13 protein-coding genes are annotated in these 14,483 nt (G+C 50.2%); 12 read left to right on the top strand and 1 reads right to left on the bottom strand.

Annotated elements, in window-relative coordinates; genetic code table 11:
- The 6 genes from HFP08_RS29075 to HFP08_RS27770 form a co-directional block, all read left to right on the top strand.
- A partial coding sequence (locus tag HFP08_RS29075) for a hypothetical protein (protein ID WP_206109333.1) occupies positions 1-186 on the top strand: 186 nt, incomplete at its 5' end.
- Between the two features lie 117 nt (positions 187-303).
- Positions 304-2,058: a cache domain-containing sensor histidine kinase gene (locus HFP08_RS27750; protein ID WP_168123883.1), complete on the top strand. Its 1,755-nt coding sequence runs from the start codon at positions 304-306 to the stop codon at positions 2,056-2,058.
- Positions 2,051-3,619 (top strand): response regulator transcription factor, encoded by a 1,569-nt coding sequence (locus HFP08_RS27755; protein WP_168123884.1) that lies wholly within the window; start codon positions 2,051-2,053, stop codon positions 3,617-3,619. Before HFP08_RS27750 ends, HFP08_RS27755 begins: the two co-directional genes overlap by 8 nt.
- A 68-nt stretch (positions 3,620-3,687) precedes the next feature.
- Positions 3,688-4,995: an ABC transporter substrate-binding protein gene (locus HFP08_RS27760; protein WP_240941921.1), complete on the top strand. Its 1,308-nt coding sequence runs from the start codon at positions 3,688-3,690 to the stop codon at positions 4,993-4,995.
- Positions 4,996-5,210: 215 nt separating this feature from the next.
- Positions 5,211-6,446 carry a sn-glycerol-1-phosphate dehydrogenase gene (locus tag HFP08_RS27765; protein ID WP_240941922.1) on the top strand — a complete coding sequence of 412 codons (1,236 nt, stop codon included), beginning with the start codon at positions 5,211-5,213 and terminating at the stop codon, positions 6,444-6,446.
- Between the two features lie 18 nt (positions 6,447-6,464).
- Positions 6,465-7,226 carry a DeoR/GlpR family DNA-binding transcription regulator gene (locus HFP08_RS27770; RefSeq protein WP_168123901.1) on the top strand — a complete coding sequence of 254 codons (762 nt, stop codon included), beginning with the start codon at positions 6,465-6,467 and terminating at the stop codon, positions 7,224-7,226.
- 13 nt (positions 7,227-7,239) lie between these two features.
- On the opposite strand, the gene HFP08_RS27775 is transcribed toward HFP08_RS27770, so the two are convergent.
- The gene (locus HFP08_RS27775) at positions 7,240-7,995 is read right to left on the bottom strand and encodes an SDR family NAD(P)-dependent oxidoreductase (protein WP_168123885.1); all 756 of its coding nucleotides are present in this window, start codon (positions 7,993-7,995) and stop codon (positions 7,240-7,242) included.
- Positions 7,996-8,211: 216 nt separating this feature from the next.
- On the opposite strand from HFP08_RS27775, the gene HFP08_RS27780 reads away from it, so the two are divergent.
- The 6 genes from HFP08_RS27780 to HFP08_RS27805 all read left to right on the top strand — a co-directional run bounded on the left by HFP08_RS27780 (position 8,212) and on the right by HFP08_RS27805 (position 14,483).
- The gene (locus HFP08_RS27780) at positions 8,212-9,111 is read left to right on the top strand and encodes an AraC family transcriptional regulator (protein ID WP_168123886.1); all 900 of its coding nucleotides are present in this window, start codon (positions 8,212-8,214) and stop codon (positions 9,109-9,111) included.
- 172 nt (positions 9,112-9,283) lie between these two features.
- Entirely contained in the window at positions 9,284-10,840 is a 1,557-nt protein-coding gene (locus tag HFP08_RS27785; protein WP_168123887.1) for a spore germination protein, read from the top strand.
- A 12-nt stretch (positions 10,841-10,852) separates the two neighbouring features.
- The gene (locus HFP08_RS27790) at positions 10,853-12,049 is read left to right on the top strand and encodes a Ger(x)C family spore germination protein (protein WP_168123888.1); all 1,197 of its coding nucleotides are present in this window, start codon (positions 10,853-10,855) and stop codon (positions 12,047-12,049) included.
- A 14-nt stretch (positions 12,050-12,063) separates the two neighbouring features.
- Complete coding sequence (locus HFP08_RS27795) at positions 12,064-12,261, top strand: hypothetical protein (protein WP_168123889.1); 198 nt, start codon at positions 12,064-12,066, stop codon at positions 12,259-12,261.
- Between the two features lie 16 nt (positions 12,262-12,277).
- Positions 12,278-13,393: a GerAB/ArcD/ProY family transporter gene (locus tag HFP08_RS27800; protein ID WP_168123890.1), complete on the top strand. Its 1,116-nt coding sequence runs from the start codon at positions 12,278-12,280 to the stop codon at positions 13,391-13,393.
- Positions 13,394-13,559: 166 nt separating this feature from the next.
- Positions 13,560-14,483: an ABC transporter permease subunit gene (locus tag HFP08_RS27805; RefSeq protein WP_168123891.1), complete on the top strand. Its 924-nt coding sequence runs from the start codon at positions 13,560-13,562 to the stop codon at positions 14,481-14,483.

Here is a 14,483-nt window from a genome sequence, read left to right on the forward strand (position 1 = left end):
TTTTTTGAAACATCAGATTTTCGGGAGGTGGGGCTTTTTTTTGCTCGTAACCACCATACCATCCATTATGCAGCATTTATTTTCGTATTAAACTTACCTCATGCTTGCGAAGCTGCTCTGCTCCGCAAAGCTTTTAGGTCGCTCATCTTTGAAAGGCCGAGGGTAGAGGTTTCTTATTTTTTTTAAATCCATTTGATTATGAGCCAGCGTCTGAATGTGCAAGCTTTATTCGTTCCGCTTCACTTACGAGAGATTCCGAAATATGATAAATTTAGAGAGGAAGAATCGCCGGGAGGTTCAGGCATGAAGCAATTGCAAGGGTTATACGGAAATCTCCGTATCAAATACAAGGTGATCGCGCTCATTACGTTGATGATGCTGGTTATCGGGATGGCGACGCTCTTTGTGATGAGATATACGTTCCAGGCGTACGACCGTGAGATATACAAGCAATCGGCCGGCGCGCTTAACAACTCCTCGCTCGGCATCGAGAAGGAGCTGCGCAATTTGGAGAGGCTGAGCTTCAATCTGTCCACCGACAGCCTTATTCAAGGCTATCTCGGCGTCATTAAGCTTGGCGGATCGGAATACGACAACTTTGTCATGGCGACGGAGCTTCGCAAACGGCTGCTCGAAATCGGCGGCTTCGAGAAGTATGTCTGGTCGTTTCAGTTGCTTGACGCGTACGGCAACGATTACCGAAACGGCAACAAAGTGACGCATTTCACTGAAAGCCGCATTGATCAAATCATGAATGAAACCGCTGTCAACAATGGCGGCGTTACGTACATCTTTCCGGCGAACGAGGATGCGGCCTTAATTGTAGGCAGGGAAATCCGTCAGGTCAAAAATTTGGAGCTGGATCATCTGGGAGCGATTGCGATTCGATTGAACATGGACGAGCTGTTCCATGATTTCGTGTCCCGTCAAACGAACGGCAGCGATTCCTTCGCCATTCTGGATGAGGGCGGCAATCAAATCTACACCACCCAGGAGCTGCCGGACCGCTTGCTCGGCATGAATCTGCATACGGCGGGGGGAGGCTATAAAGTAGAGGAGATAGCGGGCGAGAAAAAATTTATAACGTATGCCGCTTCGCAATATATGGACTGGACCTATGTCAATATGTCCTCCTACGACGCCATCTTCCGCAAGACGGAATCGGCGAAGCGTCTGGTGCTCCTTATCTATTTCCTCTTGTTCCTTGCCATCCTGCTGGCGGCCTTATTGTTCTCGCGTTCGATTACAAAGCCGATCGAAAGCTTGAGCAATCGGATGAAGCGGGTTCAACTGGGGCATTTCGACTATGTTGCCGCGCCCGGCGAACGGGAGCCTGCAATGGACGAGGCGGGGCTGCTTCATCGAAATTTCCGTATTATGGTGGAGAGAATCGAGGAGCTGATCAACGAGAATTATGTGAAGCAGCTTGCGATCAAGGATACGGAATTCAAGGCGCTGCAGGCCCAGATTAATCCTCATTTCCTGTATAACACATTGGAGTCGATCAATTGGTCGGCGAAGCTTGCCGGCCACAAGCAAATTTCGGTGATGGTGGAGTCGCTTGGCTATCTGCTTCGGAGCTCGATCAACGGCAAGGACCCGCTCGTTCGTCTCGAGGATGAGCTGGCATCCATTCGCCATTATATCTCGATTCAGCAAATTCGCTTCGAGGAAAGATTGCAATTCAGCGCGGATATCCCGGAGGCGCTTCTTCGGTGCATGGTGCCGAAGCTGTCCCTGCAGCCCTTGGTCGAGAACGCCATTCAATATGCTTTGGAGCAGATGCTGGAGCCATGCCAAATCGTGGTGTCCGCGCGGGAAGAGACGGATCTGCTGCTCCTTTCCGTAACGGACAACGGCCCGGGGATGGCCCGCGATATCCTTCAGCAGCTGAAGTCCGGCAAGCTGAAGCCGAGAGGCACGGGAGTGGGGCTGAGCAATATTAACGAGCGGATCAAGCTCCTGTTCGGCGTGAGCTACGGCTTGGACATTGATAGCGGTCCCGGAACGCAAGTGACGCTCAGAATACCAGTGGAAATGAGGGATGGAGATGTATAAGGTGCTTCTTGTCGATGATGAGCGAATTATATTGGAGGGCATTTCGGCTATTGTAGCCTGGGAACGATACGGCGCGGAGCTTGCCGGAACGGCCAGAAACGGAATAGAAGCGCTCTCGTTCATCGAATCGCAACAACCCGATATCGTCATCAGCGACATCAGAATGCCGGGCATGGATGGCTTGAAGCTCGCCGAAACCGTTCATGAGAAGCATCCGTCCATCGTATTCATTATGCTGTCAGGCTTCAGCGAATTTGATTATGCCCGACAGGCGATGCAGCACGGCGTCAAGCAGTATTTGCTGAAGCCCTGCAATGAGAATACGATCGGAGACGCGCTGAAGGAAGCCGTCGAGCAGCTTGATCAGGAGAGGAAGAAGGACGCGTTCCTGACGAATTTGCAGGAAGAGCTGATCAAGGTCGTTCCAAGAGCGAAGGAGCAATTTCTGAAGGAGCTGGTCACGAACAAAATGTACGGCCGCAATGACTGGGAGCGCTACAGGGAACTGTTCGGCATCGACATCGAGAATACGGCAGCCCGTCTTCTGCTGTTCCAACTGGAGGGGCAATTCGAATTCGAGCATCTGTTCGCTCTGAAAAATATCGCGGAAGATATCGTCGGAAGGCACCATATCGTACTTAGCACGACGATTGGCAATCAAGCCCTGCTGCTCATCCGGAATTATTATGGCATGGACGCTTTGCTGAATCGGCTTGGGAAGATTCGGAACACGTTCAGGGGCTATTATCGCCTGGACGCGACGATTGCTGTAAGCGATGCAGGGGAATTGACACATGCCAGACAGATGTATCTCGATACGCTGAGATGCATGAGCTTCCGATTCTATCTGGGCGAAGGCGGAGTTATCACAATCGATGATATCAGGTCGTATGATGCGGATTCAACAGAGGAAGCGGAGGAAATGATCGCCTATGATGATTCGCGCTTATGCCTGCTTGCGAAATCCGGTAATTGGGAGGAGGTGCGGAAGGAGTTAAGAGAGCTGTTCCGCATGCTTGAGGGCATGAGGCTCGACGATGCTGCAGTCAAATCTTATATGCTTCCGATCTACGCAGCATTGATTCGTCAGACAGAGCCTTCCAGGATGATCGGCTATTTGAAGGAGCTTGGCAGAATAGGAGAGATGGCCACACTGACCGCTCTGAAGGCGTTCGTGGAGGAGACCGCGCGCGCGATATGCGAAGTGAACTTTAAGCAGCAGAAGAACAAGCATTCCGCCATTATTGCAAAGATGATTGCAATCGTAGAGGAGCATTTGGGCAATTCCGAGCTTTCCCTGCAATGGGTCGCGAATGAGATTTTGTATATGAACGGCGATTATTTGGGCAAGCTTTTTCGCAAGGAGGCGGGCGAGAAATTTTCCCATTATGTAACGAGAATGCGAATGGAAGCCGCCATCGAGCATATTGGCAACGAGGAAGACGTGAAGGTGTTCGAGCTGGCGGAGAAGCTGGGGTATGGAGACAATCCGCAATATTTCAGCTCCGTGTTCAAGAAGCACACCGGCGTCTCGCCTTCCGAATATAAGAGGATGCCCTGACAGGCTTGGCGGGGCGGGGCGGTCAGTGAATTTTGTCCGCCGGGCCGAGGAGAAAGGAGCTGGAAGGTTTGAAGAAATGGCTTGTTATCGTTCTTGCAATTGCTCTGTCACTTTCGATGTCTGCCTGCTCCGGAGACAGGGATGGGAGCGACGCGCTTGACGGGAATACCGGCACTCTGCAGGGACAGGAGCAGGACATCACGCTTCGCATGACCTGGTGGGGCGGTCAACCCCGGCATGATTATACGCTTGATGTTATTAAGCTGTACGAAGAGCAGCATCCCCATGTGAAGATCGAACCCGAATATGCGAATTTCGATGATTATTGGAATAAGCTTGCTCCCCAAGCGGCGGCCAATGAATTGCCGGATATCGTGCAGATGGATATCTCTTATTTGTCGTTGTACGGCTCCAAAAATCAATTGGCCGATCTGACTCCTTATTTGAACAACGGCATCCATACAGAGAATATTTCCGATAACGCTATCTCGGGCGGGAGAATCGGGAACAAGCTGTACGGCTTTAACATCGGCGTGAACGCGGTCAACTTTCAATATGACCCCGAGCTTCTGAAGGAGCTGGGCGTGGACAAGCTCGACGACAATTGGACCTGGGAGGAGTATTACGAACTCGCGGGCAAAGCGAGTGAAGCTGGTTTATATTTCGACAACGGCTTCCGCCCGGAAGTATTCTTCGGCTATTATCTGCGCACGAAGGGGCAGCATCTCTACAATGCCGAGGGAACGGCGCTGGGCTATGAGGATGATCAGCTCTTCGTCGATTTCTTCAAGCCGCTTGCCGAGCTTGTGAAGAACGGGGACGCGCCTTCGCCCGAAGTGAAGGCTCAAGTCAAGGCGGTGGAGGATGACTTGGTCGTGAAAAGGCAGCAGGTAGGCATCTGGCAATGGACGAATCAATTTCTAGCTGTCCAGCAAGTAGCGAATCGCCCCCTTGCGATGGGGAATATGCCCGGGCCCAATCGCGAGCAAGGCTTATATCTGAAGCCCGGCATGTATTTCTCCGTCTCCCAGAATTCGAGGTATAAGGAGGAAGCGGCGTCATTCATTGATTTCTGGGTGAATAATATTGAAGCGAACAAGCTGATAAAAGGCGAGCGCGGCGTTCCGGTAAATTCGGAGATCGTTGAAGGAATCAGATCCGTGCTGGAGCCGGCTCAAATTCAAGTATTTGATTATGTGGCATGGGCGCAGGAGAACAGCTCGCCAATGGATCCCCCGGATCCGGTCGGCACGGCCGAGATTATTCAAGTGTTCGCCACATTGACCGAGCAGATGGATTTCCAGCAGCTGTCGCCGGAGGACGCCGCGAAGCAATTCCGAACAGAAGCGAACGCGATTCTGGCAAAGAACAAATAAGGCCGGGCCGCAGTGTTGATTTCCAGCGCTGCAGCCCAGCCCCCCCCCCCCACGCCCCTCAAATCATGATGTACTCGTTCCCTCAAAGCATTTACAAATTCAATAGGCTTACATCATCGTGAATTTACAAATGTCAAGTAGAGTAGTATCATGCATAAATAAGCAATAGTAAGCATTATTGAGCATAAATGAAAATTTCGAGGAGGCAGATGACCATGACAGATGGAAATTCAATTCGAAAAATGCTGCAGCAATGGACCACGCAAGGGGAGGGAGCAGCATCACAGTGGATGAAAAGCGTGGACGATAAGACGCGTCAAGCCCTATCGCTTGCGCATATTAGGATAGATAAAGGCGTCTTGAGCGAGGTTGCGCCCTATTTGACCGATCATTCCTGTCATTCAACGATTATTGTCGCAGATTCAAGAACCTATGAGGCGGCGGGCTTGCGACTGGAGAAGGAATTGAAAGCGGCGGGAATACGCAATGCCACAGTCTTGATCAATCCGAATTCACTGGGGGATGTGGTGGCGGATGAGGCCTCGATCGTTCAATTGCTGCTCGCTATTCAAGAATCGGGGGCTGAACTTGTCATCGCGGCGGGGAGCGGCACGCTGCATGATATTTCTCGTTACGCGGCGTACACGGCGGGCATTCCATTCCTCTCGGTGCCTACCGCTCCGTCTGTCGACGGGTTCACCTCGAAGGGCGCTCCCATTCTGATAAGGGGAGAGAAAATTACGATTCAAGCGATTGGGCCTGAAGCCATCTTCGCGGATCTTGATGTGCTGATGAAGGCGCCGTCCGCTCTGGTCGCTGCCGGTTTTGGCGATATGCTGGGCAAATTCACGTCGTTGTTCGATTGGAGATTCGGCGTGCTCACCGCCGATGAACCGTTCTCCAAGCTTGCCGAAGATATGACCTTCGAAGCATTGATGTCTTGCGTGAACGCCGCTGAGGAAATCGGGAGAAGAAGCGAGGAGGGCATTCGCATATTGACGGAGGCTTTGATCGCATCTGGCATTGCCATGCTGCTGTTCGGAAGCTCTCATCCCGCTTCCGGCGGCGAGCATCATCTCTCGCATTACTGGGAGATGGACGATATTCGCTGCGGCAGGCGACAGCATTTGCATGGAGCGAAGGTGGGAGCCGCCTGCGCCCTCATAAGCAAGCTCTACCACTTGGCCGGAGAGCAGTCTCCGGAGCAATTGCGGCTGTCGGACACTATCTGCGCGCAGTGGGATTCGATTCGGCAAGCGATTCAGAGCATTCCCCGTACCGAGCAATTGCAAGAATGGCTTCAAGTGGTTGGAGGCGCCGGGACGCCGGATGAGCTTGGCTTCGAGGCGGAGATGGTCGAGAGAAGCTTGAAGGAGGCACACCTGATCAGAATGTCGAGACATACGCTGCTCCGCGCCTTGAATGAAGCCGGGGCAACGATCGATATATAGAGAGGATTGATTATGGATATGCTTGCAGCAGAACGAAAGCTCCGCATTGTTGACTATATAAGACAGCATCGCATGGCTTCTATCCTGACTCTTGCGCAGGAGTTTCAAGTTCATGAAGCGACAATTCGCCGCGACTTGGCAGAGCTCGAGCGTGATGGTCAACTGAAGCGCACGCATGGCGGCGCGATGATCGAGCAATGGACGCATGACGAGCCTTCCTTCAACGAAAGAACCTCACATAATCCGGATCAGAAGCAGCGAATCGGACAAATGGCGGCCAGTCTTGTGAAGGACGGCGATCATATCATAATCGATTCGGGGACCACGACACAGCATATCGCACGCAATCTGGTTCATCGAACGGACATAACCGTTGTGACCAATGATATGAATGTTGCGGCTGAACTTAGAGACGCGCCGCGCGTGAAGGTCATTCTCACCGGCGGCGAGTTGTATCCGTCGAGCTATATGCTGAATGGAATGTTCACGGACGAGGTGCTGCGAACGCTGCATGTGAACAAAGCGTTTATCGGCATTCCCGCCCTTCATCCCCAGCATGGACTTATGCATCCGGAGGCGGCTTTGGTGCCCGCGAAGCAAGGGATGATCAGGGCGGCCAATGAAATTATTGTCGTTGCCGATGATTCAAAGCTCGGGAAGCTCTCGCTCCATACAGTTGCGCCAAACCAAGCGATTCACCAGCTTATCACAGGGGCCGAAGCGTCTCAGCAGCAGCTTCAGACATTCCGGGACAGCGGTATTATCGTTCATGCGGTTTAGCTATGTCACACGCCTACAGCAAATGTCCGCCAGACACTTCAATGTCTTGGGCTGTCACCCAACCGAAATCATCAGACAATACGTTCACAATGACCTTCGCAAGATCTTCGGGTTGACCCATTCTTCCAAATACCGATTGCTCAGCCAGCGGCTTGATGAATTCGGGATGTTTATCGAATACTCCATCGCCGAAATTGCTGTGCGTAGGACCGGGAGAAACAGCGTTGACCCGAATTTTTCGAGGCGCAAGTTCTTTGGCGATATAGCGTGTCCAGGTTGAGAATGCCGCTTTCAACGAGCCGTAGGCGGAGTAGCCTGGGAATGATTGGTTCTTGGATGAACTCGTGGTATTTACGATGGCTCCAGCATCATCCATGAATGGAACGAGGCGCTGTGTCAAAAAAACCGGTCCTTTAAAGTTCGTATTAAGAATTTTGTCGAAATACTCTTCGCTCATCTCATTAAACATCATGGGCCCGCCAACACCGCCATTATTAACTAAGTAATCGAAAGTTGTTCTATCCCAAATTTCTTTGAGGTTCTTTTTTACTTCCAGAACGAAACCTTCGAATGTTGATAGCTGGGTCAGATCCAACTTCAGTGCTACAGCCCGAACGCCTTTATTCTTCTCAACTTCCTTAACGACAGCTTCTGCCCGGTCCTTATAGGAATTGTATGTGAGAATGACGCTAATTCCGCGCTTGCCAAGCTCAAGAGCCGTCGCTTTCCCAATGCCATTGCTTCCACCTGTTACGATTGCAATTTTCATAAGATCCTCCCTCACTTGTGTTCGATCTGAATTTAATTTTAGTCGTTTCTGCCGAAATAATATAGATTTAATAATGCCTTTTAATTGCCTAAAACCACCATGTATGATTTTGATGAACCGGGGATTTCCCTTCCTTTATGATAAGAAGAGCCTAAAAATGCCGATTCCTTTTAGAGTAGTGTTGAGGGATAAAGAGTCGTGTGATAAAATAAGTGGATGAATAAAGTGTTAGAGGAAATCATTGATTTAATGAAAAGTGCAGGTACTCGACCGATGGAAACCGGGGTACCGGGGCTGAGCATGATTAAGGGAGATATTCCCGCACATCAGCTTGCAGCGCTCTACGAGCCGATGATCGGTTTTACGGTTCAAGGAACAAAGATTCTTTCAATCGGGGAGCGCAGCACTACCCTGGAGGGGCCCTCGTATTATGTGCTGCCGGTACATGTTCCCGCAACGGCGAGTGTACATCCAGACCGTGACGGTCGTCCTTACATGTCCCTTGGTCTTGCGTTGAACCAGAATATTCTTCAACGTTTATTAAGAGATCTGCCTGAAAATCTAATACCAACTTCTTCCGGGCAGTTCGCAGCTTGTGAAATAAATATTGAATTTATGGAGGCATGGTTGCGATTATTGCGATTATCGAATACATCAAGAGATATTCCAGCTCTTGCACCGGCTTATGAACGCGAAATCCTTTATCGCGTTCTGATGGGACCACAAGGATGGTATCTGAGGCAACTGGGGCTGCGGGAAAGTAATTTCTCTAAGATTTCTCAAATTGTAGACTGGTTTCGCGATAATTTTATGAGGCCAATAGACATCGGTGAGATGGCATCAAAATCCGGTATGGCTGTAAACACCTTTCACCGTCAGTTTAAACGTGCAACGGGTTTAAGTCCTATTCAATTTCAAAAGCAATTAAGGCTTTTGGAGGCCAGGAACCTCATTGCATTCGAGGGCTATGCGGTAGCCAGCGCCGCCTATCAGGTTGGCTATCAGAGTCCTTCGCAGTTTAATCGAGAGTACTCCCGCTTCTTCGGTTCATCTCCAGCTCGGGATACTGAGAAACTAAGACGAATCGAAAGCGCGAGGGATGCGAGATTAAATTAAAGCTCCAGTTTTTTTATAACGTCTGTAGGCAACAGTCCGTTCGTCCAAGCAGAGAAATCTGCCGGCGAAGAACGGGCTCTTTCTCGTTCCATCGTTTATTTCAACCCGAGTAAGGCCATAATGGGAACATATTACAATCATCTACTTCATGAGTAAGGCGGGCGGTCTCGGGATGAATCGGAAATCGACGAACAGCAAACAACAGAACTATAAAGACAGATTCATGCAGAAATATGCTTCCATGGGGATAGATCCGCGCGTTGAACGCAACACCGGACTCATCCTCCGCGATATGGGGGGCAGCAGCGATGTTATCATCAGGGCGGTCGGTTATGGCGCGGATGGCTGTCCATTAGCGGCGGTATTCTATATCGACGGGTTATGTGATGCGGATGCTATCAACAATTTCATCATCGATGTGCTTGAGGATTCGCTGTTCATGAGCGAGGAAGGGTCTCGGATGAACAGCGACGAAACAAGCGCCTATATAAAATCCTTATTGTCGGGACTCGGCCCGATCAAGAGAATCGACAACATGGCGGCTTTGTTCAGCTCGGCGCTTTCCGGGGAAGCGATCATTATGCTTAGAGGCAGCAAAGCGGCATTCAGCGCCGATATTCGCAAGTGGAAGAGCAGAGACGTGACGGAATCCGTCAATCAAACCTCGATCCGCGGCCCGAGAGAAAGCTTTACCGAGAATATTCGCATTAGCACGGCCCTTATTCGGCGGAAGCTGAAGGATCCGCGTGTCTGGGTCGAGACGATAACGATCGGGCGAATAACGAAGACGGATGTCGTCTTGATGTACGTGAACGGCTTGGCGAAGCCATCCGTCATCAAGGAGGCGCGCTCACGGCTGCAGCAAATCGATATTGACGGGATTCTCGACAGCGGTTATATCGAAGAGGAGATTCGGGATCATAAAACATCGTTGTTTCCAACGGTCTACAATTCAGAGCTTCCCGATAACGTCGCGGCTCAGCTGCTCGAGGGCAAGGTAGCCATTCTCGTCGACGGCACGCCGAATGTGCTGCTCGTTCCCACGCAGCTTGTCACCTTCTTTCAATCGGCGGAGGATTATTATCAATCCGCCTACTATTCGAGCATGCTCAGGCTGCTGCGTTTTTTCAGCGTGCTTATTTCGTTGCTGTTCCCGTCGCTGTATATCGCGATTACGACCTTTCACCGCGAAATGCTGCCGACTTCGCTCTTAATCAGCCTGGCCGCGCAGCGGGAGGGCGTGCCGTTCCCGGCATTCGTGGAGGCACTTGTCATGGAAGTATCCTTCGAGATATTGCGCGAAGCCGGGCTCCGCATGCCTCGAGCCATCGGTCAAGCCGTGTCTGTGGTAGGCACGCTTGTTATCGGTCAAGCGGCGGTGGAGGCGGGCATCGTGTCCGCAGCGATGGTTATCGTCGTGTCCTTGACGGCGATTGCCACGTTCACGCTGCCTTCGTACAGCATGTCCTTCCCGTTTCGCGTGCTGCGATTCGGCTTTATCGGTCTGGCCGGAAGCTTCGGCTTGTTCGGCATCTTCATGGGCTTGTTTGTGCTGCTCTTGCATCTGTGCTCCTTGCGATCCTTCGGAGAGCCGTTCATGTCGCCGCTGGCGCCGTTTCGAAAGGCGGGTATGGGCGACGCGCTGGTACGGGCGCCAAGATGGTTTTGGTTCAAGCGACCATCTACATCGCTCGGCAAAGGAGAAAATCGAATTAGGGGTTCCGAATAAGGAGGCTGAGGCATGCTCTACAAATTGACAATCATCTTCTTGTGTCTTGCTCTTACTACCGGCTGCTGGAGCAGAAGGGAACTCAATGAACTGCTCATTGTTCTGGGAATAGCGATTGATTGGGAGGACGGACAATACCTGATATCCTTCCAGGTGGTCAATCCGGGCGAGATCTCTCAGCAGAGGAGCAACAGCAACGGCAGGCCTCCGGGCACGTTGTATCAAGGAAGGGGCAAGACGGTATTGGAAGCGGCGAGATCGCTCACGGCGGAAGCTCCGCGCAAGGTGTATATGGGTCATCTGCAGCTCTATGTCATCAGTGAAGAGGTTGCCAGGCGAGGTATTCTGGAGGTTGTTGACAGCGCGCTGCGCGATAACGAAACACGAATGGACTTCAACCTGATTGTAGCTCGCGGGATGAAAGCGAATTCGATATTGAAGCTCTATACGCCAATGGAGAAGCTGCCAACTTATAATATGCTGGAGTCTCTGCAAACCTCGCAAAAAAACTGGGCGCCAACCATTGCGGTAACCATGGACGAAGCGATGAACAAGCTGTCGGTATACGGTGATCAGCTCGCGTTGACCGGCATTCATCTTGTCGGCAACGACAAGCTTGCAGAATCGAAGCATAATGTGGAGACCTTTCTCCCGGCCAGCCGATTCCGCTATACGGGCATTGCCGCCTTCAAAGGCGAAAAGCTTATCGGTTGGCTGAACGAGAAGGAAAGCAGGGGCTATACCGACGTTACGAACCATTTGAGCAGCACATCCATAGAGCTTCCTTGCGATGAGAAGCATTATCTCGGCGTGGAAATTACTTCATCAGATTCAAAGCTCAAAACGTCAATTGATGAGCAGGGCATGCCCAAGGTTGAGGTTCAAATTTCATCGGAAGCGAATATTGTCAATAATCCTTGCCAATCGGTCGATTTGAGCGATCCTGCTACAATAAAGCGATTAGAGAAGGAATCGATTGATCAAATCAATTCGAATGCGCAAGCCGTCGTGAAGAAGGCGCAGGAAATAAAGTCGGATTTCCTGGGCTTCGGAAGCGAATTCGGCAAGCAGCATCCCGCCTATTGGAAAACGGTTGAAGAGAATTGGAATACAGAAAGCTTCCTGTTATGCAAAGTGAGCTATAAGATTGAACTGCATATTCGAAGAACGGGCTTGATGGGCAATTCGACGTTGAAAAAGACAAGCTAGAAAAGGTGATGCATATGTCTGGTTATTTGCTGCTGCTGTTGACTATTGTCGGCGTGATTCGCATCGAAACTCCAGGATTGTTGAAACGTGGGCGAATCAAAGAGCTCGTTATCTTCTATCTCATGCTGCTAATAGGCGCGGCTGTCAGCATGCTTTGGCTGAGCAAGCAGCCGCTGCCGAATCCGATGCATTGGATCAAGGTATTCTATTAAGAATTGGAGAACAGGCATGAATCCAAAGAGCCAAAAAGTTCAAATATCGAAACGGCAGTTTACCATTTTAATCATTTTAGGAACTGTTGGCGATTCCATCCTCGTCATGCCTACGGTTATCGCAGGCTTCGCCAAGCAAAATGCGTGGATATCCAGTCTGGTTGCGCTTCTGGCAGGCCTATTGGCGGGGCTTCTCTTCGCCGCTGTTGCAAATAAGCTGCGCAGACAGCATCTGATCAAAGCGGTTCAGCAGCGCATCGGGATTTGGTTCGGCGGAATCGTCGGGCTTCTGTTGCTTGTTGAATTCTACATGTGCAGTCTCACGCTGCTCAGCGAGACGAGTCAATTCCTGAATACGCAGCTCATGCCGGAAACGCCGGTGAGCTCGTTCATCGTCATATTTCTTGCCGTTATTGTCATTGCCTTTCGGTACGGAATTGAAACCTTTGCGCGAATGTCCGAGCTGTTGTTTCCATTATTTCTATTGTTGTTTTTCGCAGTTATTATTCTGTTGTTGCCCCAGATTAAGATGGATAATTTGCTGCCGATTGCTTCGGATGGTTTTCTGCCGATCCTGCACGGATCGTTCCCCGCATTTGCCGCCGGCTTCACGGAGATGATTATCCTTCTCATGCTTGTGCCGCATGTTGAAGGGGAAGAGAAGCTGACGAAGTCGATTCTGATCGGATTTCTAACCGGCGGCGCGGTGCTGTTCATTATCGTGCTGCTATGCGTGCTTGCGCTCGGCTCCAATTTGATGGAGAGCAAGCTCTATCCAACCTTTGTGCTTGGACAGAAGATCATGATTGGACATTTTCTGGAACGAGTGGAAGCGATCATTGCTTTTCTCTGGCTGACAACCGTATTTTTCAAGAGCTTGCTCATTTTTTACTCCATGACGAAGAGCATTGCCCACATTTTACGATTAAAAGAGGATCATTTTCTCACGATTCCTTTATGCTTAATTCTGGTTCCAAGCACGATTGCGGTCATGCCAAACACCGCTGTGTACAATGATATTTTGGCAAATGAATATCAATGGTTTGATATGACCTTCTGCATAGGGCTGCCGATGCTTATTCTTGCGATTCTTTATTTGCCGGTGAAAGCCTCGAAGAAAGCGGCGAATTGACGTCTTTGTGCAGGAAAGTCAGATTCGTACACTCCCCGAAACCCTCGAAAGGTCACGAGTGAACTGTATTTTCACTATGCGTGCACTATCCCCTCCTCTATAGTTGGAATCATCCTAGAATACAGGAATCGAAACTGACTAACGCTTATGAGAGGAGAGGAAATGCATGAATAGGAAGAGAGGAATTGTGCACGAGCTCGTGACGAACCGCATTTTGTTCCTCATGCTGTTGCCGACATTGCTTTATTTCTTCATTAACAATTATTTGCCGATGATCGGAATCTATTATGCGTTCGTGCAATTCGATTTCAACGTGAATATGTTCCACATGAATTTCATCGGATTGAAAAACTTTGAATTTCTGTGGAGGTCGGGCAAGCTGGTCGAGCTTACGTATAATACGATCGGCTATAATCTCGCTTTCATCGTGCTGGGCAATGTGCTGTCGATTACGGTAGCCGTGTTGCTTAGCGAAATTAAGGGGAAATGGTTCAAGAAGATTACGCAATCGGTTTTATTTCTGCCGTATTTCGTATCCTTCGTCATTCTCAGCGTTATCGTATTCAACCTGTTCAACTACGAGCAAGGCGTTCTCAATACGGTGTTGAATGAATTTGGCGTGAATCCGGTGGACGTGTACAGCAAGCCGAAGCTGTGGATTTTGTTCATTATTTTATTCTTCTTATGGAAAAATTTCGGTTACAGCATGGTCATCTATCTCGCTTCCATTACGGGCATCAGCGAGGAGTATTACGAAGCGGCCAAGATTGACGGCGCGAATACGTTCCAGCGAGCTTGGCATATTACGGTGCCGATGCTGAAGACGACCTTCGTCATTCTGCTGCTGTTCTCGCTGGGAACGATTATGAAGGGACAGTTCGATCTCTTCTATCAGATGGTGGGCAATAACGGCCTTCTGTACAGCACGACGGATATTCTCGATACGTATGTGTACCGTTCCTTGAAGGTCACCTTCGATATGGGCATGGCGACAGCGGCCGGCGTCTACCAATCGATTTTCGGCTTTACGCTTATTATGGTTGTGAACGGCATTATACGGAAAATCAACAAAGATTACGCTTTATTTTAA

The organism is Paenibacillus sp. HB172176 (genome assembly GCF_011947265.1).
Taxonomy (GTDB): domain Bacteria; phylum Bacillota; class Bacilli; order Paenibacillales; family Paenibacillaceae; genus Pristimantibacillus.